This window comes from Pseudonocardia thermophila, assembly GCF_900142365.1.
Taxonomy (GTDB): domain Bacteria; phylum Actinomycetota; class Actinomycetes; order Mycobacteriales; family Pseudonocardiaceae; genus Pseudonocardia; species Pseudonocardia thermophila.
Genome location: NZ_FRAP01000007.1, coordinates 115,458 through 137,488, shown reverse-complemented (window position 1 = coordinate 137,488; position 22,031 = coordinate 115,458). Strand labels below are relative to the sequence as shown.

The following is a 22,031-nucleotide window of genomic DNA, read 5'->3' as shown; positions in this document are numbered from 1 at the left end:
GCGCTCAGATCAGCCCCAGCCCGAGCATCGCCTCGGCGACCCGTGCGTAGCCGGCGATGTTGGCGCCGGTGACGTAGTTGCCGGGGGCGCCGTACTCCTCCGCGGTCTCGTAGCAGCGGGCGTGGATGTTCACCATGATCTCGCGCAGCCGGGCCTCGGAGTGCTCGAACGTCCACGAGTCCCGCGACGCGTTCTGCTGCATCTCCAGCGCCGACGCCGCCACCCCGCCGGCGTTCGCCGCCTTGCCGGGCCCGAACGCCACCCCGGCCTCCTGCAGCACCCGCACCGCGTCGGGGGTGGTGGGCATGTTCGCGCCCTCCCCCACCGCGATGCAACCGTTGCGCACCAGCGCGGTCGCGCCCGCGACGTCGAGCTCGTTCTGCGTGGCCGACGGCAGCGCCACCTGGCAGGGCACCTCCCAGATGGACCGGCCGGACACGAACGTCGCACCCGCGATCTTCTCGGCGTAGGCGGAGATGCGTTCCCGGCGGACCTCCTTGACGTCCTTGAGCAGGTCCAGGTCGATCCCGCGGGGATCGTGGACGAACCCGGTGGAGTCCGAGCAGGCCACCACCCGCCCGCCCAGCTGGTGCACCTTCTCGATCGTGTAGATCGCCACGTTGCCCGAGCCGGAGACGACGACGTCCTTGCCCTCCAGGGAGTCGCCGCGCACGCGCAGCATCTCCTCCATGAAGAACGCGCTGCCGTAGCCGGTGGCCTCACGCCGCACCTGCGCCCCGCCGTAGAGCAGGCCCTTGCCGGTGAGCACGCCGGACTCGTAGCGGTTGGTGATCCGCTTGTACTGGCCGAACAGGTAGCCCAGCTCCCGGGCGCCCACGCCCATGTCACCGGCCGGGACGTCGGTGTGCTCGCCGAGGTGGCGGTACAGCTCGAGCATGAAGCTCTGGCAGAACCGCATGACCTCGCGGTCGGAGCGCCCGCGCGGGTCGAAGTCCGATCCGCCCTTGGCGCCGCCGATCGGCAACCCGGTCAGCGCGTTCTTGAACACCTGCTCGAAGCCGAGGAACTTCACCGTCCCGAGCAGCACCGAGGGGTGGAACCGCAGCCCTCCCTTGTACGGGCCGAGCGCGCTGTTGAACTCCACGCGGAACCCGCGGTTGATGTGGATGTTCCCCTCGTCGTCCTCCCACGGGACCCGGAAGATGATCTGCCGCTCCGGCTCGCAGATCCGCTCGACGATCTTGGCGTCGGCGTACTCGGGGTGGCGGTCGACCGCGGGGCCGATGCTCTCCAGCACCTCCCGCACCGCCTGGTGGAACTCCGTCTCACCGGGGTTGCGGTCCAGAACTCGCTGGAAGATCGGCTCCAGTGCCTCGTGCATGACGTGCGTCGTGTCCTCTCGACGGTGAGCAGGCGCCCTTCCAGCCATTCTCACCGTGAGCGGGCGAGCCGCCACCGATGGCGATCATCGCCACAGTCGTCCGGACACGGATCACACGTCCAGCAGCTGCCCCGCGTTCCTCCCCACCATGGCGCGGATGTCGTCCTCAGGCGTCTTGGCGTCGAGCAGCTTGCGGACCATCCGCCGGTAGGCGGTGATCGGCAGCGGGTTGCCCTTCTGGCCCAGATCCGAGGAGAAGATCGTGTGGCCGACGCCGGCCGCCTCCCGGTACGGGGCGGTCCGCTCGACCGGGTCGCCGGTCGAGCGGGAACCCACGTACATCGCCAGGCACAGCTCAACGGTCACGCCCTGGCGGCACCACTGCGCCACCCGGTCCGGGTCGGCGCCGACGACGAAGTCGGGGTGGCTGACCACGATCCGGTCGACGCCGGCGGCGAGCGCGGCCGGGATCAGCACGTCGATCTCCGCCGCCGGGAGGTGACCGCAGTTGAGGATGGCGGACTCCGCCGCGATGACCGACAGGATGTCGTGCACCTCCGGCAGGAGCCCGCCCGCCTCGTCGAGGATGCTGATCGGCTCGTTGTCCCGCAGCGGGATGCCCGAGACCGGGAACCCGCTGTGGTGGTGGGCGTGGAACTCGATGTGCGCGGTGGAGGCGATCGTCGGGAACCAGACGACCCGCCCGCCCATGCGCAGCGCGAGCTCCACGCCGTACGGGTTGAGCCCGCCGACCGTGCGGTTGAGCGCCACTCCGCCGACGACCTGCACGCCGATGTCCCGCAGCCCGACCGACTCCAGCGCCAGGATGTCGCTCTGCATGGAGTGGTGGTGCGACTTGCACACCAGCGCTCGGAAGCCGACCGTCGCCGCGTCGGTCGCCGCATCCATGATCGACATGCGGCGCGGGAACGGGCTCGGTCCGGGGTGGGTGTGCAGGTCGACACCGCCGACGAGCAGAGCGTCGACCTCCGGGTCCGGGACGAACCGGTCGGCGTCGAGCGTCTCGTCCCAGAGGTCACTGACGGTTGCGGTCATGCGGCAGTCCTTTCGGCGTGCGCGGTCACTTGACGGCGATGGCGTTCGGTGGCGAACCCACCCCGCCCACCAGATTCAGCGGTTTGACGGTCAGGAAGAACTCGTAGCGGCCGTCGGCGGCGCAGTCGGCGGCGAGCTCGTCGAGCTTCCACAGCTCGCCGATGACCATGCCGAGCAGCGCGAGCATCGGGCGGTGCAGCATCCCGTTGTGCGACGGCCCGCGCGGGGGCGGTGGCTCGTCCGGGTCGATCCAGCCGGAGGCCGGGTTCACCGGGTACGACTCCAGACCCGCGTTGTCCGAGGCCATGAGGGCGATCCGGTGGTCCCAGAGCCAGGCCAGCATCGCGTCGGACTGGTCGAGCCCGGTGCCGCCCTCGCGCGGCTCTGCCCGCTGCTCGGGCGTGCGGCGCACCCACTCCTCGGCGAAGCCGGTGCGCAGCAGCACGATGTCACCCGGCTCGATCGTCACCCGGCAGTGCTCGGCGATCGCGTCCAGGTGCTCCGGGGTCAGCCGGACCATCGTGGTGAACTCCAGCGGCTCACCGATGCTCTCGAAGTACGAGACGGCGTCGAGCAGCACCCCGCGCCCGGCGATCGCCTTCTCCGCGAGCAGCTGGATCCCCAGGTCGGGGGTGCCTACGGCGATCGCCTCGTCCGGCACCCCGCCGTAGAAGCCGTGGCGGGGATGGCGGATGTGGCGCAGCCCGTCCACCTGGGAGGTCGACTGCAGGTAGAACGAGTCGAGCCAGTCGTCGCGGTGGTTGGGGTTGTTGGAGAAGATGTGGTGCTCCGTGGCCGGCCGGGTGCCGGCCAGGCTGGGCACGAAGGTGTTGAGCGGGTAGTCGAGGTTGAACGTCGCCCCGCGGCGGATCAGCCGGGCCGCCGCCGCGGTGCGCTCCTCGGTGAGGAAGTTGAGCGTGCCCAGCTGGTCGTCGGGCCCGAACAGGCCCCACGCCGACCCGGGCGGGGCGTCGGTGCGCTGGGACAGCTCGGCGTGGTCGGGGATTCCGGCGATCGTCATCGGGCCTCCACGGCGTCACCCCGGGTCGGCGGTTCCGACCCGCTCTGGTCCTCGGCGCTGGTCTCGGCAAGGAACTCCCGGTAGGCGTCCTCACCGGCCTTGCGCAGGTCGATGCCGCGGGTCTCCGGGCCGCACGCGGTCGCGACGAAGATCAGGGCCGCGCCGATCACGACGAGGATGCCGGCGGTGTACTCGTACGGGACGACCGCGCTGAGCCACACCATGTAGTAGGAGAAGAACGACGGGATGATCACCGCCGTGCCGTACGCGACACCCCAGCCGCTGGATCGCACGACGGTGGCGAACCGCTCGTTGATGTAGGCCGGCAGCACACCCAGCGGGGCGACCGTCACGATGTGGCAGGCGACCGCCAGCAGCGTCAGCGTTCCCCAGTCGTGGATGGTGTTCGAGCCGATCAGAGTGATCGCGACCGGGTAGACGACCGCCGTGAGCGGCGCGGTGATGAACAAGGCCTTCTTGCGCCCGATGTGGTCGGACAGCCAGCCGAAGAACACGTACGACGCCATCGCGACCGGCACGATCAGCTGCGTGTTGGCCAGGTCCTCGGCGGTGTAGCCGTCGTTCATCATCAGGAACTGCTGCAGCACGCTGCCGGTGATGTTCACGACGAAGAAGACACCCGTCATGATCACCCAGGCCTGGATGAACGCCCGGCCGGTGCGCCCGCGCAGCAGCATCCGCAGCGGCGACTGCTCCGCCACCACCGTGCCGCTGATCTCCTGCTTCGCGACCCGCTGCACCTCGGAGTCCTCGACCCGGCGGCGCAGGAACCACGCGACCAGGATCGACAGCACGAAGCCGACGACGAACGGCAGGCGCCAACCCCACTGCACGTACGGCGAGTTCACGTCGCCGCTCGGGGCGATCATGAGCGTCAGCGCCATCGCGATGGCCACGAACAGCGGGCCGGCGCTCGCGGAGCACTGGATGAGCGCACCGATCAGGCCGCGGCGGTTCGGCGGCGCGTACTCGAGCGCCATCGGGGTGGCCGCCGTGTACTCGCCGCCGAGGAAGATACCCTCGATGAACCGCAGCAGAAGAAGCAGCGTCACTGACATGACCGCGCCGACCTGCTCCGCGCCCGGCAGCAGCGCGATGAGCAGCGACACGATGCCGAAGCCGTAGATCGTGATGGCGCCGGTGGTCCGGCGCCCGATCTTGTCGGCGAAGTGCCCGAAGATCAGGCCACCGAGCGGGCGGCCGAGCAGGGTGACGGCCAGCGTCATCCCGGCGAAGATCGCCTTGCCCTCCGCGGACATGTCGCCCTGGAAGTAGACCAGCGCGGGCAGGAGCACCGATCCCGCGATGTAGATGGAGTAGGAGTCGACGGCGAACCCGGCCCAAGCACTGAGGATGGCCCGGCGCCGGCGGGCGCGGAACTCCGGATCCGACGTGTCCGGAGCGGCAGCGATGCCCTCGGCCATGACGTGTCTCCTTCGACAGTGAACGGACGCCAGGGCGGCCCGGGCCGCCCCGTGGGAGGGTCAGTCGGTCGGGGCCGGGTACTCGTCGGCGTTGAGCACCCAGCCCGGCCGCGCCGAGAAGTCGTGGCGCGGGCCGGAGAAGATGTCGATCAGGTGGTTGGTGCGCCACCCTATGGCCTGAGAGGTGTGCACCGTCGGCGGCGGGATGATCGTCACGGACGGGCTGCCGACCCGTACGTGATCTTCGGGGCGCCACTTCGTGCCGTCGGTGCCCCAAGGGGTCTGGATGTGGTGGATGTACGTCCCCGCGACCACCAGGCTCGCCTGCTCGAAGTCGTCGTGGAAGTGCGGAGACATCCTGGTCAGGTCGCGCGGGCCGCTCGACGGCGGCATGAAGTTGACCATGAACGCCCGGGTGCGGAAGATCCGGCCGAACCGCTTCGGATCGGCCGGCACGTCGGACATCGAGTAGCTGCGCCAGCGGTAGCCGCCGACCGGCTCGGGCCACAGCTCGAGCGGCGCGACGTGCGGGTGCGGCTCGGCGTACGCCGCGGCGTTGGAGGCCTTGGCCGCCCACTCCGCCTCGTCCGACTGCAGCAGCTGCACGATCGGGCCGGTCCCGGTGCTGGTCAGCGAGCTCTGCCCGGGCGGGACGACCAGGAGCGCGGGACCGGTCGCCTCGTGGACGACGCCGTCGTCGTCGGTGCCGCGGACCGAGCTGCGCTCGTCGATCAGCAGCACCACCTGCTCCGAGTCCAGCCGCGCCCGCCAGACGAGATCGCCCGCGGCGGGCTCGGTGTAGATCATCACGAAGTTCTGCCCGCGCGTGATCCACTGGTGCGAGCCGTCCGCGGTGGTCACGTCCGGCGGCAGCACCGAGAAGTCGAGGAACTGCGGCGCTGCGATGTCGCCGCCGGCGGTCTCCGCGGGCGCGCCGGTCGCCGTCGCGAGCGCCGAGCGCGGATCGTCCTTCGTGTACGCCATCTCGTCTCCTCTTCGTGGTGGTCGCGGATCAGCGCACGGCGGAGAGCGCTTCGCGCGCCGACGACGCCGCGGAGCGTGCAGCCGAGGTCAGGAACCCGGTGTCGTTGCCGACGACGATGAACCGGCAGCCCTGCTCGGCGCGCAGGCGCACTTGGTCCGCGCCCTGCACGACGGTCCCGACCGGCACCCCGGCGGCGACGGCCGCCTTGATGCAGCGCGTGACCGCGTCGTGCACCGCGGGCGAACCGGACGGTTCCCCCATCGACAGCGACAGGTCACCGGGCCCGATGAACACGCCGTCGACGCCGGGCGCCGCCATGATCGCCGCGATGTCGTCGACGGCCTCCTGCTCCTCGACCATCGCGATGCGGGCGACGTCCTCGTGCCCGGCCCGCACGTACTCGTCGCGACCGCCGGGTAGCCGCCCCCACTGCCCGGCGCGTGCCGCGAAGCCCATTCCGCGGGTGCCCTCGGGCGGGAAGAGGAACTGGCGCATCGTGGCGGCCGCCTGCTCGCCGTTCGAGATGTGCGGCACGAGCAGGCCGGCCGCGCCCGCGTCGAGGTAGCGCTGCCCGTCGCCGTACCCGTGATCGGTGACGCGCACCAGCGGCGCGACGCCGCTGCGGGAGTAGGCGACGAGCAGCCCGTAGACGTCGCGGACGGAGAGCAGGGCGTGCTCGGTGTCGATGATGACGAAGTCGAACCCCGCGCCTGCGATGATCTCGGCTACCTCGAGGGCGGGGAGTTTGACGAACGTGCCGATCACCGGCCCGTCGGCAGCGCGCAGCATCTCGCGGAACGTGGTCATCGATCGTCTCCATCGACCCGATGCTCTGTTCGATTTACGAACAGCTTGTTCGCGATGCAGCATGCACCTCTGTGGGTGCCATCCGCAAGAGTCCCCTCGTCCCGGGAGCGCCGGAATCGTTCAAGCACCGGTCGATGCATCTGCCAGACCCGGGCTCACTGGGCCACGTAGCCGCCGTCGACGCTGAGGATCGCGCCCGTGATGCCGTCCGCTTCCGGCGAGGCGAGGAACGCGATCGCGCGCGCCACGTCCTCCGGCGCGGAGATGCGGCCCAGGGGATGCCGCGCGAGCACCGCGGCGGCCGTGGCCTGCGGGTCCGGGTCGGCGGCGCGGGCCTCGGCGATGAAGTCGGTGTCGATCGCACCCGGCGCCACGGCGTTGACCCGCACCTTGCGCGGTGCGAGCTCGATCGCGAGCTGGCGGGTCAACTGGACGAGCGCCCCCTTCGTCATCGCGTACACGCACTGGTTCGGCATGCCGACCAGACCGGAGATCGACGCGACCGTGATGATCGAGCCACGGGTCCTCGTCAGCGCCTCGACCGCGGCGCGGGCGTGGGTGAACGAGCCGCGCACGTTGGTGGCGAAGAGCGACTCGAAGTCCTCGTCGGTCGACTCGCCGATCGGCTTGCGCAGGAACCGCGCGGCGTTGTTGACCAGCAGGTCGAGCCGGCCGAACGCCTCCTCGGCCGCCGCGACCGCGCGCTCCGCGGAGCCGGGGGCGGCCACGTCGGCGACCACGGGGACGACCTTGCCGATGCCCTCGTCGAGCTCGGTCACCGCGGGCGAGATGTCCTCGGCGACGACCGCGTAGCCGCGCTCGAGCAGCAGCCGGACCAGCGCCCGGCCGACCCCGCCCGCTGCGCCCGTCACCAGCGCGACCCGGCCCTCTTCCGTCGTCATGTCCGTCCTCCCGGGAGTGCGTCTCAGTGCGCACACACCGTACGCCAGTTGTCTGACCGTCTGACAAACCCACGTTGACGGGGTGACCCGACTTGGCTAGCTTCTGTTGTCGCGCATTGCGCGACATCCATCCCGAATTGCGCAACAGATGGCTCGCGGCCGGCGCCGGACGAGGCGCGGACCACACGAGGCGAGGTTCCATATCGTCTGACAGTCTGACAATATTGGGCGACTCGATGCGGAGCGGAGGTGGCCGATGCGGGACGCGGACGATCCCGGCATAGCCGCAGGGTTGGCGGTCCGCCGGGCCGTGTTCGGAACCGAGGCCGTCGAACGCAACTACACCAACGCCACGCCGTTCAGCCGGCCGGCGCAGGACTGGATCGCCGGCGCCGTCTGGGCGGACGTGTGGACCCGCGGCGGGCTCGACCGGCGCACCCGCAGCCTCGTGACGCTCGCGATGCTCACGGCGCTCAACCGGCCCACGGAGTTCGAGTCGCACGTGCGCGCGGCGCTCGCCAACGGCTGCACCGTCGCCGACATCCAGGAACTGCTGCTGCACACCGCGCCGTACTGCGGCGCACCCGCCGCCCTGCAGGCATTCCGCCAGGCCGAACGAGTGCTGACCGAGGCCGGCGCGCTCCCGAGCGACTAGCAGAGGACTTCACAAGGTGCTTCTCCGACGCAAGGTGCCCCGCCGCTCCGTCCGCGTCGCCATCATCGGCGCCGGCTTCGGCGGCATCGCCGCCGCGATCAAGCTGCGGCAGCGCACCGGAGCCACGTTCACGATCTTCGAGCAGTCCCCGGACATCGGCGGCACCTGGTACGACAACCGCTACCCCGGCTGCGAGGTCGACATCCCCTCACACGCCTACAGCTTCTCCTTCTACAAGTACGACTGGCCGCGCACCCACGCCCGCCAGCCCGAGCTGCTGCGCTACGCCCAGGACGTCGTCGACCACTTCGGACTGCGCCCGCATCTGCGGCTGAACACCAAGGTCACCGACGTCACCTGGGACGACGAGCACCACCACTACACCGTGCGCACCTCCGCGGGCGACGTCGAGACGTTCGACGTCGTCATCTCCGCGCTCGGGCTGCTCAACGTGCCCAACTACCCCGACTGGCCCGGCCTCGACGAGTTCCGCGGCGAAAAGTTCCACACCGCCCGCTGGCGTCACGACGTCGACCTGGAGGGCAAACGGGTCGCCGTCGTCGGCACCGGATCGACCGCCGTCCAGGTCGTGCCCGGGATCGCCGACACCGTCGGGTCGCTGCTGGTGTTCCAGCGCGAACCCGGCTGGATCGAGCCCAAGCACGAACGCGACTTCACCCCGCGCGAACGCTGGATCTACAAGCACGTGCCCGGGGCGCAGTGGCTGCACCGCGGCTACCTGTTCTGGACCTCGATCGTGCGGTTCAAGGGCTACGACGCGAACAGCGCGATGCAGGAGACGATGCGCCGGCGCTGCCTCGAATTCATCCGCAGCACCGTGCGCGATCCCGCCACCCGCGAGGCCGTAACGCCCGACTACCCGTGGGGGTGCAAGCGGCCCGTCGTCGCCTCCACCTTCTACCCGACGCTCAACCTGCCGCACGTCGAGCTCGTCCCGTACCCGGTCACGTCGGTGACGGAGAAGGGCCTGATCGACAGCCGGGGCGTGCACCACGACATCGACGTGCTCATCATGAGCACCGGGTTCCAGCCGACGAAGTTCCTGTCCAGCCTGCAGGTGCGCGGGATCAGCGGGCGCAGCATCCACGACGCGTGGGCCGAACGGGCGTCGGCATTCCTCGGGATCACCGTGGCCGGGTTCCCCAACTTCTTCATCCTCTACGGGCCCAACACCAACGGCGGATTCTCGATCATCGCGCAGCTGGAGCGGCAAGCCGAGGTCGCCGCGCGTGCGGTGCGGCAGCTGGAGATGGGCGCGGCGTACGTCGACACCTCCGAACTGGCGCAGAAGCGGTGGGTCACATGGATCGATGACCAGATCGCCCGCAAGGCCAACGCGATGGAAGCCGGCTGCCGGAACTACTACCACGCACCCAACGGCGCCAACATCACGCAGTGGCCGGGGGCGCACCTCAAGTACCTGATGGCGACGAAACTGCTCGCGCCGCTCGGGATCCGGCCGGTGCGCGTCCCCCACCCCTCCCCCGAGCCGGTGCAGGTGTGACGTGCCCAAGCCGTCCCGGGCCCGGCCCCGCAGCTCGACCACGGTGCAACCGGTCCGCATCGGCGCGGTGACGGTCACGCCGCTGGTGCAGTTCCACTACCGGGTCGATCCGCACCTGTTCTTCCCCGATCTGGACCTCTCCGAGCTCGATCCCGGCAGCTGGTTCCTGCAGCCCCCGTACTGCGAGGACGACTTCCTCGTCGTGGACATCAGCGCGTTCCTCGTCCGGGCGCCAGGGCGGACCCTGCTCGTCGACGCCGGGGTGGGCAACAGCAAGCCGCGGCCCAACCCGTGCTTCCGGGAACGCTCAGATCCCTGGGAAGAGCTGCTGAAGGCAGCGGGGGTGGAGCCCAGCGAGATCGACACCGTGGTGTTCACCCATCTGCACGTCGACCACGTCGGGTTCGCGACCCGGTTCGACGGCAGCCGGTGGGTGCCCGCGTTCCCCGCTGCCCGGTACCTGACCACCGCGGCGGAGCTCGACTACTGGACCGGCTCCGAGGCGGCGCGTTTCCGGGAACAGCTCGGCGACTACCTCGCCGACAGCGTGCTTCCCCTGCAGGAGGCCGGGCTGCTGGACGTCGTGGCGCCCGACCACCGGGTGAGCCCTGAGGTGCGGCTGCTCCCAGCACCGGGGCACACGCCCGGGAACGTGTGCGTCGAGATCGTGTCGGCGGGCCAACGGGGGGTGTTCGCCGGCGACATGGTGCACCACCCGATCCAACTAGCGAGGCCGGGACTAAGCACGGACTTCTGCGTGCACGGCGCGTGCGCAGCCGAATCCCGGCAGGCGCTGCTGCGGGACATCGCCGACACCGACGCGGTGCTGTTCCCCGCGCACTTCCCCGAAGCCGTGCCCGGCCGGGTCCGCGCCGACCCGGCCGGTGGGTACCGCTATGAACCGGTGACGTCATGAGCGTTCACGACGACGACTGGGCCGCCGCCCAACCGGCCGGCTTCGCCGAACTGTTGAACGGGGCGATCGACGTGCACGTCCACGGGCAGTCGGACCTCGTGGCAGGTACAGCGAGTCGCGGCGCTGACGAAGGGGTGCTGCGCCTCGCGCAGCGGTACGGGATGGCGGGATGGGTGCTCAAGTCCCACCTGTGGCCGACGACCGACCGCGCGTTCGCGCTGCGGAGGATCGCCGGGCCGGACTTCGCGGTGCACGGCAGCTTCACGCTGAACCCCGCGCTCGGCGGGGTCTCCCCCACCGTCGTCGAGCTGGCCGCGGCACACGGGGCGTCGGTGATCTTCTTCCCTACCTGGGGTGCTGCAGCCGACGCCGGTCGCGGCGGCTACATCACCGGACTGCTGCGCCGGCTCTCCCCTTCGATCGACACGTTCGTCGAGGAGCGCGCCATCCGGGTCGTCGACGGGAACGGCGAGCTGACCGGTGCCGCGCGGGAGACCCTCGATGCCTGCGCCGCGCTCGGGCTCTCCGTCGCCACGGGCCACGTCGATCTCGCGGAGAGCACGGCGATCGTCGAGCACTGCGCCGGCGTCGAGCACACCCGCGTGCTCGTGACGCACCCGCTGCACTACGTCAACGATGCCGGCGAACTTCGCCGGTTCACCGATGCCGGCGTGCTGGTGGAGCTTGCGGCCGCCCCGCTGCTGCACCCGGACGCCCACCTGCACGTACGCGATCTCGCCCGTGCCGTCGAGACGCTCGGCCCCGACCAGCTCGTCCTCAGCTCCGACGTGTTCTCCCGTTGGGTCCCGCCGGAGCCGGAGTGCCTACGACTCGTCGCCGAGCAGCTCGTCTACCTCGGTGTGGATCGCGCGTCCGTCCATCGCATGCTCGCCGTGAACCCACGGCGCTTCCTCGGAATCGGAGTGGATTCCCCATGACCACACGCCTGGCCCGCATCATGCCGGACGAGATGACGCCCGAGCAGAAGGAGATCTACGAGGCGTTCACCGGCGGTCGCCGCGCCGCACCCGAGGCGGCGTTCTCTCTGGTGCACCCCGAGGGCGGCCTCATCGGCCCACCGAACGCGTGGCTGCTCAGCCCAAGACTCGCCCGTGGCCTGGAGCGCTTCGGTGGGGCGCTGCGGTTCGACCTGAGCCTCTCCCCGCGGTCGCGGGAGATCGCGATCCTGCTCCTGGCTTTCCACCGGCAGAGCCCGTTCGAGCTGTACGCACACCGCAAGGCGGGACGTGCGGCCGGGCTCAGCGACGAGGAGATCGAAGGTCTCGCGACCCGCACCCCTCCGGCGTTCACCTCCGACGAGGAACGCGCCGTCTTCGACGCCACGCTCGCGCTGCTCGATCGCAAGACGCTCGACGACGACGAGTTCGCCGCGGCCACCGCGGTCATCGGTAAGCGCGGTGTGCTCGAGCTGGTGGTGCTCCTCGGCTGGTACGACTCGATCGCCACCCAGCTGTCCGTGTTCGGTGTCGTGCCGCCGGAGGAGTGACCCTCAGGGCGGGGATGGATCACCGTCCGCCGTCGCGGATCCACGACCGGTCAGCGGCCGATGGTCCCAGGGATACGTCCGGTAGACCGCGCCCGTGGGTGAGGTCCACTGCACCCCACCGTCGGGAAGCGGCTCGAGGCGCCAGTCCGAGTCGTGCTTGAGGTGATGGTGGTGCATGCACTCCAGCACGACGTTTCGCTCCGCCGTGGGCCCCGCAGGGTATGGCACCACGTGGTCGAGCTCGCACGCCGACGCACGGCGGCGGCAGCCGGGGAACCGGCAGACCCCGTCGCGGGCCCGGACCAGGTCGGCCAGGCCCACCGGCGGCCGGTAGGTGGTGCGGCCGAGATCGAGCGCCACCCCGGAGAGCGGGTCTGTGACGAGCCGCCGCCACACGGCGTCCGCGGCGATCTGTCGTGCCTGTGTCGCGGTGATCGGCCCGTACCCGGCCAATTCGGCGGGCCGGTTCGCCTCGCCGCGGAGGGTCTCGAGATCGACGACGACGTGCACGGACGCCTTGTCCGGGGCGGCCGGGCGCACGATCTGCACACCGGAGCCGCACGGTGCAGCACCGGACACGCCCTCCGCGGGTCCGCCGCCCTCCGCCGGTCCGGAGACCAGCTCCCCGGCGAAGACTCGCCCGGTGATCAACCCGACGAGCAGATCAGCGCGGCGGGCGCCCATCGAACGAGGATCGTCGGCGCCGAGCCCACGGGCCAGCGCGGTGAGCCGCTCGTCGCAAGCGACGGCGTCGGGCGCGGACATCGACGCGGTCAGCGTCGCCATCCCGTCTGCGTCGGGGTACATCCGCACGCTGCGCTTGGCGTGCGCCTCTCGGTGCCGCTCCTCGGCGCCCTCCGGGTCGACGGCGATGATCGCCCGCTGCATCGCGGCCCGCAGCTGCCCGATGGTCTGCGCCGGGGCCTTCGGCAGCACGATCTCCTGGACGCGGGTGGCGACCTCGACGGGCAGGTCCCGCACCCGGTCGGCGATCGCGGCGACGCGCTGCTCGTCGAGCTCGCCCTTCTCCCACAGGTCGCGGGTCGGCCGGAGGTGCTGATCGAGCGCGGTGGCCCGGTCCAGTTCCCGCCGTGCGACGCCGCGGGTCAGCTTCAGCTCGGCGGCGATCTCGTCGGCCGCGTACCGGGTCTGCACGGGATCGCCCGAGCGGCGGCGGGCGAACTCGGCCAGCGCCCGCGCGTACCCGGACAGCGCCCATCCGGCCATCCGCCGCCAGGCGCCGGCTGTGGCGAGCACTCCGGCGTCGTCCACCTCGTCGAGCGGTCGCTTGCTGAACACGAGCTCCATCGCCAGCGCGAACGAAGCGGGGGCCGTCGCGAGGTTCAGCTGGGGGTCGGCGGGTAGCCCGTCGGGACCCCACTCGTCGTCCCATGGCCCATCGGGCCCCCAGGGCTCGTACGACGTGTCGTCGGGCCCGGGGACGTCGAGCTGGACTCCACCGGCTTCGCTGCTGTCGAACATGGGTTCGACGCTAGCCGGCTCCACCGACATCCGTGGGCCGAACCGGAGAACTCGGCCAGCGTGGCGCGTCGTCAGGCGCCGAGCTGGTGCGAGGTGGCGATCCCCAGGCTGCGCATCCTTCGGTAGAGGGTGGCGCGGCCGATCCCGAGGATCCGCGCAGCTTCGCTGCGGTTACCTCCGACGCTCGCGAGGGTCTCGATGATGAGGTTGCGCTGCGCCTCCTCGATGGCTGACAACCGACGGCGTCCGGCTCGTTTGAGCACCCAGGTGGGCAGGTGCTGGGGCTGGATCTCGCGCGCGGCGTCGCCGACGGAGACGACCACTGCGACGAGTGCGTCGCGCAGTTCGGCGACGTTGCCCGGCCAGGGATGGTCGAGCAGGGTCTGCATCGCCGGCAGCGAGCAGTGCATACGGCGGTCCGGCGCCAGGTCTGCGAGCAGCGCCGGGACGATGTCGGTGACGTCCTCGGATCGCCGCCGCAGCGGCGGAACCCACAGGTGGTGCGGGAAGGCGGCGAGCGTGAACTCGAGCGCGTCGTCACCGCCCGCGCGCCGCGCCGTGACCAGCAGGCGCCCCGGGGTACGCGCACGTCCCGACGTGGATCCGTTCACCGCGAGCCCGCGCAACCGGGCCAGCGGCCGTTCGGCGAGCTCGTCGATGCGCCGGATGACGACCGTGTCGCCGCAGGCGAGCGCCGCATCCGCGCGGTCGAGCATCTCGTCCTGGCCGGTCTCCCCGGGCGAGGTCGAGGCGTCGAAGACGCGCAGGCCACGGGGCATGGGGGCGAGCTCGTGCAGGTACAGCGCCAGGCGATGTTTCCCGGTTCCCGGCTCGCCGCTGAACGCCACCGGCGCGGTGCCGTCGGCGAGCTGGCGTACGCGCTCGAGCAGCTGACGCCACTGCGCGCTGTGACCGGGCGGGCCGGGCTTGGGCGCCTGCGGGGTGGTGTCGGCGACCGTGCCGGACCGCTCCACGGACTCGTGCGACCGCTCGCACGGATCCAGCCGGACCACGACACCGCGGGGCTCGCCCGAGCCGATCGACACCGGTGTGCACCGCATCCGGAACCGGCCGCGGGCCAGATCGACGGTGGCTTCCGACCTGCCAGAGCTCACCGTGGTACGGGCGGCATCCCACAGGATCGCCTGGTCGGTGGGGATCAGGTGCTTCACGGCCGGCGGGTTGGTGAAGATCATGTTGGGGCTGATCGCGACGACCGCCCCACGATGGCGCCGGCACGCGCGGGCGAACGCCTCCAGCAGCGCCACCTCGGACTGCGAGGACATCTGGGTGAGCCGGGTTTCGATGTGCCGGACCGCCTCCAGGATAAGGGGTGGCATCAGCGGGTTGTACTCCGCCGCCAAGCACGAGATGTCGAGGATCCCCTCGACCGCACCGGTCGTGGGGTGGCGGATCGGCACTCCGACGCAGGCCAGGTGTCGCAGGAAGTCGGCGTAGTGCTCTTCTCCGCGCACCGTCACGGGGACGGCGTCCTCCAGCGCCGTGCCGACCCCGTTCGTACCGGCGAACTCCTCCGCGAACCCGAAACCCGGCGCCACGTGGGCCCGGTCCAACGCATCGTGCAGCGACTTCTCCCCGACCCAGCGCTCGAGGATGCGCGCCTCGGCGTCGGCGAGCAGGACGCTCGTCGAGGTGCCGGACAGCGACGTCTCCAACCGGTCGAGCACCGGCCGGGCGGCCCGCAGCAGTCGGCTGTCGTCGTCGAAGTCGTCGGTGTAGGGCAGCTCGGCCTTCATCTCGTGGCTGAGGCCGCACGCCGAGGACCGATGCCACGACGCCTCGATGACGGGCCGCAGCCGCCGGTTGCCGGGCCGCTCCACCTCGGTACGCGTCAAGAGGGTGCCATGCGCGGAACCAGTCGCAGAGGTAGGCCTCATCGCCGACCCTTCTGTACTCGCTTCGTGCGTGACGGCCTGCATCGTAGGGATCACGCCGGGTACGCATCGCGTCTCAGAATGAGACACCTCGGCCTCCGCGCCGCCGTGACCCGAGTGCTCCGCGGCCGCGACCGCGCCACCGCACGATGATCACGTTCGCCCAGCATGCGGCCACTGTCAAGCACATGTGGGGGAAACCTTGGAACAACGGATCCCCGGGTGTCTCACCCTGAAACACCACGCTTGGCGCCGAATGTCGCAACATCTGTCGCAGCTGGCCCACGGAGCCAGACCATCCCGAAGTGGGATCGCTGCTGCAATCGGACTGCGCGACACGAAGGAGTGAACGATGACGTCCATCCGTCGCCGCGGATCCCGTATCGAAGCACACACCTGATCCGCAGCAACGGCCGCTTCTAGCACCGAATCCGAGATCCCGAGGATTCGGACTGCCACCACATTCCTTGTCACATCCGGCGCGCCAGCGACCCGGCGATACAGGAGGAGAGCACGCGTGAAGGACATCCTGTTCTACCTTCCGGTGGTCGGTAGCTACGACCAGCTGCGAAAAGGTTTCGCAGGGGTCAACGACAAGAACTACCAGAACATGCTGTTCCAGCTGACCAAGCAGGCGCAGCTAGCCGACGACCTGGGCTACTGGGGCGTAAGCTTCACCGAGCACCACTTCCACATCGAAGGTTTCGAAGAGTCGAACAACCCGATTCTGCTCGACCTGTACGTCGCGATGCAGACGAAGAACATCATGGTCGGGCAGATGGCGAACGTGCTGCCGTTCCAGAACCCGATCCGGCTGGCCGAGGACATCGCGATGCTCGACCACATGACCCGTGGTCGAGCGTTCGTCGGCATCGCCCGCGGCTACCAGAAGCGCTGGGCCGACGTGCTGGGACAGACCTACAACGTCGGCGCGACCTTCTCCGACAAGTCCGAGCGGGACGTCGCTAACCGGAATCGTTTTCTCGAGCACTGGGAGATCATGAAGGCGCTGTGGAGCCAGCGCACGCTCTCCCTCAAGACCGAGAACTGGCAGGTCCCTCCGCCGGGTATCGACTTCGGCCACGAGGCCGTGGACCTGTACGGCACCGGCCAGAACGAAAAGGGCGAGATCGTCGAGATCGGTATCGCCCCGAAGCCGTACCAGAAGCCGTGGCCCCAGGTCTTCCAGCCGTTCAGCTTCAGCGAGGAGTCCTTCCGGTTCTGTGCTCGGGAGGGAATCTCCCCGATCGTGATGAACACCAACGACGAGGTGATCTCCCGACTGCTCGACGTCTACCAGGAGGAAGCCGAGGCGTCCGGGCGCGGCAAGCTCAAGCGCGGCGAAGGCGTCGGCATCTTCCGGGACGTCCTGGTGTCTCGCGACGCCGAGGAGGCGCACTACTGGGCGAGGCGCGGTAACGGTTTCGTCTTCCCCCAGTGGTTCGCCCCGATGGGCTTCGCCGAGGTGATGCGTAACCCCGGCGAGACCGGAACCATCCCCGGCGACTACGACACGATGGTCGAGCGCGGCTTCGAGTTCGTCGGCACTCCCGACGACGTCAACCGGATGATGGAGAAGCTCGTCACCAAGCACAACCCGGAATACCTGCTGCAGTGGCAGTACTCGGGCCCGATTCCGCACGACGTGCAGATGCGCAGCCTTGAGCTGTGGGCCACCGAGGTCGCACCGAACTGGATCTGACGCAGGCCGGGCTTCGCCCGGGCCGCGGCCCGGGCGAAGCCCCACCCGGACCACGGAGCGTTCGGCCGTGCGGTGCAGCGACGTCGACGAGAGAGGAAGGGCAGTGTCCAGCCGGATGGACGCATGGCCGTCGGCCGACCGGCGTGACGAGGCGGCGGAGGCCGCGATCGCCGCATTCTCGCGCGGCGAGCTGGTCGTCGTGATCGACGACGCCGGGAACGCCGGGGATCTGGTCGCCGCCGCCGGGTCGATCACGCCCGAGCGGATGTCGTTCGTGGTCCGGCACACCAGCGGCGTCGTCGGCGTCGCCGTCGACGGCCGCAGAGCCGACGAACTGCGCCTGTCCCCCATGACCGGCACGAACACACCGGCGGCCCCGTTCCTGGTCTCCGTCGACCTGCGCCGCACGAGCACGACCGGCATCTCGGCCCGGGAACGCGCGGCAACCGCGCGGGCGCTCGCCGACCCCGCCGTACGCGCCGAGGACTTCGACCGGCCCGGTCATGTGCTCCCGCTGCGTGTCCGTGACGGCGGCGTGCTCGAACACGCGGTCCCTGCTGAGGCCGGAGTCGACCTGGCCCGGCTGGCCGGGCTCGCCCCGGCCGCCGTGGTGGCCCGGATCGTCGACGACGACGGCGCGGTGCCGGAACGAGCCGAGCTGGAGGTGTTCGCCAAGCAGCACGGGCTGGCCTGCCTGACCGTCGCGGACCTCGTCCGCTACCGCCGGCGCCACGAGCGGTTCCTGCACCGGGTCGCGCAGACCCACCTGCCCACGCGGTTCGGGACCTTCCAGTCGCTGAGCTACGCGGAGCCCCACGGAACCGAGCACCTCGCGCTCGTGCTCGGTGACGTTGCCGGCGCGGAGCCGGTCACGGTGCGCATGCACGCCGAGTGCCTCACCGGGGACGTCTTCGGTTCAGCGCTCTGTGCCTGCGGCGCCGAGCTCGACGAGTCGTTGCGGCGCATCACGCAGCGCGGCACGGGGGTACTGGTCTACCTGCGGGGAGTGGAGGCCCACGAGCTGCGCGCCGATCCCGCCCTCGACGCCCCGGCCGACGCTCACCCCTACCACGTCACGGCCCAGATCCTGCGCGATCTCGGCGTGCACAGCGTCGAGCTCCTGACCGACGACCCCGCCACGGCCGCCGGGTTGGAGGACTTCGGCGTGACCGTCGCCGCCCGGGTGTCGCCGATGCCCCACCCCCGTGACCACCTGCCGACCCTGACCGCTGCCGCAGCGGTGTCCGAACCCGGAGGACGGTGACCGTGTCGACGACGCAGAGCCCACCGAGCCTGTCTGCCGCCGAGGCCGCCACCTTCAAACGGGCCATGTCGCTGTTCCCCAGCGGGGTCACGGTCGTGACGACCGTGGACGCCGGCGGCGACCGGCGTGGCTTCACGGCGAGCGCGTTCTGCTCGGTGTCCCTCGAGCCACCGATCGTGCTGGCGTGCTTGGACACCTCCGCCGACTGCTATCCGGCGTTCAGCTCAGCCTCGCACTGGGTGGTCAACATCCTGGCCGATGACCAGGCCGAGGTGGCACGGCGGTTCGCGACCAAGGGCATCGACAAGTTCGCCGGGAACGACTTCGCCACCGGGTACCGCAACCTCCCCGTGCTCACCGGCGCGGTCGCCGTCCTGGGATGCCGCCGGTACGCGGCCTACCCCGGAGGTGACCACGTGATTCTCGCCGGCGGGGTCGAGACCGTGTCCGTCGCCGATCGGATGCCGCTGACCTACGCCGCGCGCACCTTCCCACGCCTGCTCTTCGACACGTCGACGCCGACTCGTTGACACCGGGCACGACGGCAACGGAGTTACCCATGCAAAGCCTGATGATGGACCGGCCACTGCAACTGAAGTCGTTGCTGTGGCGCGCGGAGCACCTCTTTCCGCACAAGAAGATCATCACGCGGGTCGAGGGAGGGTTCAAGGAGTACACCTACGGCGAGTACGGCCGGCGGGTCCGCAAGCTCGCCAAGGCCCTCGCGCATCTCGGGGTACGCGCCGGAGACCGGGTCGGCACGCTGGCCTGGAACACGTACCAGCACTTCGAGACGTACTTCGCAGTGCCCTGCATGAACGCGGTGCTGCACACGATCAACACCCGGCTCAGCCCCGACCAGATCGGCTACATCATCCGCCACGCCGGTGACCGGGTGCTCTTGGTCAGCCCGGACCTGCTGCCCCTCCTGGAGGGAATTCCGGACGCCGTCCGCGACGTGGAGGCCATCGTCGTCCTGGGCGAGTCGGCACCCGCGCCGACCTCGCTCGGCCCGGTGCACTGGTACGAGGAGCTCATCGATCGCTTCGACGACGATCTCGAGTTCCCGGACGTCGACGAGAACAGCGCGGCCGGCATGTGCTACACGTCCGGGACCACGGGAAACCCCAAGGGGGTCGTGTACAGCCACCGGAGCACCGTGCTGCACGCGCTGATGCTGTGCATGCACGGATCGATCGGGGTCTCCGAGCAGGAGACGTACTTCCTGGTGACCCCGCTGTCGCACGTCAATTCCTGGGGGATGCCCTATGCCTGCACGTTGCAGGGCGCGGGCATCGTCTTTCCCGGCGTGCACCCGCAGGCACCTCATTACCTCGAGGCGATCGAGCACGGCAAGGCGACGGTCTGCGTCGCCGCGGTGACCGTGGGAATGCTGATGCGCGGGGAACTGGAACGGTCGGAGCGCAAGTACGACCTCGGTTCCCTGCACACGCTCTGGCTCGGCGGGCAAGCTCCGCCGGTCGCCGAGATGCAGTGGTGGGAGCGCAACGTCGGGGCGCGGGTGACGCAGGGCTGGGGGATGACGGAGGCGTCACCGCTGCTCACCTTCACCGGGCTCACCAGCGCCCACCGTGATGCCTCCGACGAGGAGCGGTACCGCATCATGGGCACGCAGGGGCAGCCGTTGCCGCTGGTGGAGCTCAAGCTCGTCGATGACGAGGGCCGCGAACAGCCCTGGGACGGCGAACACCCGGGCGAGATCCTCGCCCGCTCCCCGTGGGTCGCCCGCTCCTACTTCGACGACGAGCGATCCGGCGATTCCTTCCGGGACGGCTGGTTCCGCACCGGGGACATCGGCGTGATCGACCGCGAGGGCTACCTGCGGCTCGTCGACCGCGCGAAGGACCTCATCAAGAGCGGTGGCGAGTGGATCTCCTCGGTCGACCTGGAGAACGCCTTGATGGCGCATCCGAAGGTTCGCGAGGCCGCGGTCGTGGCGCGACCGGACCCCAAGTGGCTGGAACGGCCGGTGGCCTTCCTCGCCGTCGACGAGCCCGTCACCGACGAGGAGATCCGCGAGTTCCTCAGCGGCCGCTTCCCCAAGTTCTGGCTCCCCGACGCCTACGTCGTGGTCGACGAGGTGCCCAAGACCAGCGTCGGCAAGTTCGACAAGAAGCGCATGCGGGCCAGCATCACCGAGGGCTGACCGAAGCGCCTTCCTCATCTCACCCGGTTATCGACACAAGGAGGTGCAGCCATGTCTTACGCCAAGCGTTTGTGGGCTCTGGACTCCCCGACGTTCACCCTCGACAGCGGGATTCTCATGGTCGGTGCGACCGGCGAGACCACCATCCCCATGCCGGCCTACCTCATCGAGCACCCGAAGGGCCTCGTCCTCTTCGACACCATGCTCGTGCCGGACGCCGCGGACGACCCGGAGCGGGTCTACGGTCCGCTCGCCGAGCACCTCGGCCTGAAGTACACCCGTGAGCAGCGGGTGGACAACCAGATCAAGGCGCTCGGCTACCGGCTCGAGGACGTCACCCACGTCATCGCGTCCCACACGCACTTCGACCACTCCGGTGGGCTGTACCTGTTCCCGCACGCGAAGTTCTACGTCGGCGAGGGAGAACTGCGGTTCGCGCTCTGGCCGGACCCCGCGGGGGCGGGGTTCTTCCGGCAGGCCGACATCGAGGCGACCCGGTCGTTCAACTGGGTGCAGGTGGGATTCGACCACGACCTCTTCGGCGACGGCAGCGTGGTCGTGCTGCACACCCCAGGGCACACGCCGGGCGAGCTGAGCCTGCTGGTGCGGCTGAAGAGCCGCAACTTCATCCTCACCGGCGACACCGTGCACCTGCGGCAGGCGCTGGAGGACGAGATCCCCATGCCCTACGACTCGAACACCGAGCTCGCCATCCGCTCGATCCGGCGGCTGAAGCTGCTGCGGGAGTCGGCCGACGCCACCGTGTGGATCACCCACGACCCCGAGGACTGGGCGGAGTTCCAGCACGCCCCGTACTGCTACGAGTGAGCCGGGACGATGGCGGTACTGGTCGACTACACCTGCTCGAACTGCGGCACCCACGAAGCCTGGGTCGAGCGCCCCATACCGGATGAACGGACTTGCCCCCTCTGCCGGTCGGTGGCCCGTCGGCGGTTCAGCGGCCTGCTGCTGGGGGGTGCGCCCGCCCCGCGCGCGGAGGCGCCCGCCCTGTCCGGGCCCGCGCTGTGCCAGCGCTACCCGGATGTTCCCGGGCTGTGCCACATGAACCCGGTCGCGGCACGGAGCTGGATCGCCCGCGCGCGGCGGGACAACCGCGCCCTGGAACAGGAGATCGCACGGCAGGAACGGGCGTACGCCGAGGGCACGCTCGACCCGTCGACCTCGCCGGTCGCCCACGACCACGGTCACGGGCACGGGCATGGGCACGGACATGGGCACAGCCACGGACACGCCCACAGCCACGACCACGCGGCGGCGAGCACCGGTGCAACGGCAGCTGCTGCCCCGGTCGGCGCCGGGACCGCACAGGGGCACGGGTGATGTTCGAAGGCAGGATCGC

General features: G+C 70.2%; 20 protein-coding genes. 11 read left to right on the top strand and 9 right to left on the bottom strand.

Features of this window, described 5'->3' with window-relative positions; genetic code table 11:
• Positions 1-4 precede the first annotated feature (4 nt).
• From gdhA to BUE41_RS11285, 7 genes are all read right to left on the bottom strand, one after another.
• Complete coding sequence (gdhA, locus tag BUE41_RS11315) at positions 5-1,342, bottom strand: NADP-specific glutamate dehydrogenase (RefSeq protein ID WP_073456991.1); 1,338 nt, start codon at positions 1,340-1,342, stop codon at positions 5-7.
• Between the two features lie 111 nt (positions 1,343-1,453).
• Positions 1,454-2,398, bottom strand: a complete 945-nt coding sequence (locus BUE41_RS11310) for a DUF6282 family protein (protein WP_073456990.1) — start codon at positions 2,396-2,398, stop codon at positions 1,454-1,456.
• Positions 2,399-2,423: 25 nt separating this feature from the next.
• On the bottom strand, positions 2,424-3,419 hold the full coding sequence (locus BUE41_RS11305; RefSeq protein WP_084754764.1) for a cyclase family protein: 996 nt from the start codon (positions 3,417-3,419) through the stop codon (positions 2,424-2,426).
• Positions 3,416-4,864: an MFS transporter gene (locus BUE41_RS11300; RefSeq protein WP_073456989.1), complete on the bottom strand. Its 1,449-nt coding sequence runs from the start codon at positions 4,862-4,864 to the stop codon at positions 3,416-3,418. Before BUE41_RS11300 ends, BUE41_RS11305 begins: the two co-directional genes overlap by 4 nt.
• A gap of 60 nt (positions 4,865-4,924) precedes the next feature.
• A complete protein-coding gene (locus tag BUE41_RS11295; protein WP_073456988.1) occupies positions 4,925-5,848 on the bottom strand; it encodes a hypothetical protein in 924 nt (307 codons plus the stop codon).
• Positions 5,849-5,876: 28 nt separating this feature from the next.
• Positions 5,877-6,656 (bottom strand): HpcH/HpaI aldolase family protein, encoded by a 780-nt coding sequence (locus tag BUE41_RS11290; protein WP_073456987.1) that lies wholly within the window; start codon positions 6,654-6,656, stop codon positions 5,877-5,879.
• A 155-nt stretch (positions 6,657-6,811) separates the two neighbouring features.
• Positions 6,812-7,558 (bottom strand): SDR family NAD(P)-dependent oxidoreductase, encoded by a 747-nt coding sequence (locus BUE41_RS11285; protein ID WP_073456986.1) that lies wholly within the window; start codon positions 7,556-7,558, stop codon positions 6,812-6,814.
• A 256-nt stretch (positions 7,559-7,814) separates the two neighbouring features.
• On the opposite strand from BUE41_RS11285, the gene BUE41_RS11280 reads away from it, so the two are divergent.
• Genes BUE41_RS11280 through BUE41_RS30145 form a run of 5 tightly spaced genes read left to right on the top strand, consistent with a single transcriptional unit; the run spans position 7,815 to position 12,161 of the window.
• Positions 7,815-8,213: a carboxymuconolactone decarboxylase family protein gene (locus tag BUE41_RS11280; protein WP_073456985.1), complete on the top strand. Its 399-nt coding sequence runs from the start codon at positions 7,815-7,817 to the stop codon at positions 8,211-8,213.
• A 16-nt stretch (positions 8,214-8,229) separates the two neighbouring features.
• Complete coding sequence (locus BUE41_RS11275; RefSeq protein ID WP_073456984.1) at positions 8,230-9,738, top strand: flavin-containing monooxygenase; 1,509 nt, start codon at positions 8,230-8,232, stop codon at positions 9,736-9,738.
• Position 9,739: 1 nt separating this feature from the next.
• On the top strand, positions 9,740-10,654 hold the full coding sequence (locus BUE41_RS11270) for an MBL fold metallo-hydrolase (RefSeq protein ID WP_084754761.1): 915 nt from the start codon (positions 9,740-9,742) through the stop codon (positions 10,652-10,654).
• The gene (locus BUE41_RS30150; RefSeq protein WP_073456983.1) at positions 10,651-11,592 is read left to right on the top strand and encodes a DUF6282 family protein; all 942 of its coding nucleotides are present in this window, start codon (positions 10,651-10,653) and stop codon (positions 11,590-11,592) included. Before BUE41_RS11270 ends, BUE41_RS30150 begins: the two co-directional genes overlap by 4 nt.
• Positions 11,589-12,161, top strand: a complete 573-nt coding sequence (locus BUE41_RS30145; protein WP_073456982.1) for a carboxymuconolactone decarboxylase family protein — start codon at positions 11,589-11,591, stop codon at positions 12,159-12,161. The genes BUE41_RS30150 and BUE41_RS30145 overlap by 4 nt, the downstream gene beginning before the upstream one ends.
• A 3-nt stretch (positions 12,162-12,164) precedes the next feature.
• Here the strand turns inward: BUE41_RS30145 and BUE41_RS11255 are convergent, their stop codons facing one another.
• Positions 12,165-13,643: an HNH endonuclease signature motif containing protein gene (locus BUE41_RS11255; protein ID WP_073456981.1), complete on the bottom strand. Its 1,479-nt coding sequence runs from the start codon at positions 13,641-13,643 to the stop codon at positions 12,165-12,167.
• Between the two features lie 71 nt (positions 13,644-13,714).
• Entirely contained in the window at positions 13,715-15,499 is a 1,785-nt protein-coding gene (locus BUE41_RS11250; protein WP_143172093.1) for a sigma-54-dependent Fis family transcriptional regulator, read from the bottom strand.
• A gap of 556 nt (positions 15,500-16,055) precedes the next feature.
• Between BUE41_RS11250 and BUE41_RS11245 the strand changes: the two genes are divergently transcribed.
• The 6 genes from BUE41_RS11245 (at position 16,056) to BUE41_RS11220 (ending at position 22,012) form a co-directional block, all read left to right on the top strand.
• Positions 16,056-17,240: an LLM class flavin-dependent oxidoreductase gene (locus tag BUE41_RS11245; RefSeq protein WP_073456979.1), complete on the top strand. Its 1,185-nt coding sequence runs from the start codon at positions 16,056-16,058 to the stop codon at positions 17,238-17,240.
• A gap of 115 nt (positions 17,241-17,355) precedes the next feature.
• A complete protein-coding gene (locus BUE41_RS11240; RefSeq protein WP_073456978.1) occupies positions 17,356-18,504 on the top strand; it encodes a 3,4-dihydroxy-2-butanone-4-phosphate synthase in 1,149 nt (382 codons plus the stop codon).
• Positions 18,505-18,506: 2 nt separating this feature from the next.
• Entirely contained in the window at positions 18,507-19,034 is a 528-nt protein-coding gene (locus BUE41_RS11235; protein ID WP_234997176.1) for a flavin reductase family protein, read from the top strand.
• 29 nt (positions 19,035-19,063) lie between these two features.
• Positions 19,064-20,671, top strand: coding sequence for a long-chain fatty acid--CoA ligase (locus BUE41_RS11230; RefSeq protein WP_234997174.1), 1,608 nt, complete (start codon positions 19,064-19,066; stop codon positions 20,669-20,671).
• A 51-nt stretch (positions 20,672-20,722) separates the two neighbouring features.
• Positions 20,723-21,499, top strand: a complete 777-nt coding sequence (locus BUE41_RS11225; protein ID WP_073456977.1) for an N-acyl homoserine lactonase family protein — start codon at positions 20,723-20,725, stop codon at positions 21,497-21,499.
• Between the two features lie 111 nt (positions 21,500-21,610).
• Positions 21,611-22,012, top strand: a complete 402-nt coding sequence (locus BUE41_RS11220; protein ID WP_143172092.1) for a hypothetical protein — start codon at positions 21,611-21,613, stop codon at positions 22,010-22,012.
• Positions 22,013-22,031 lie beyond the last annotated feature (19 nt).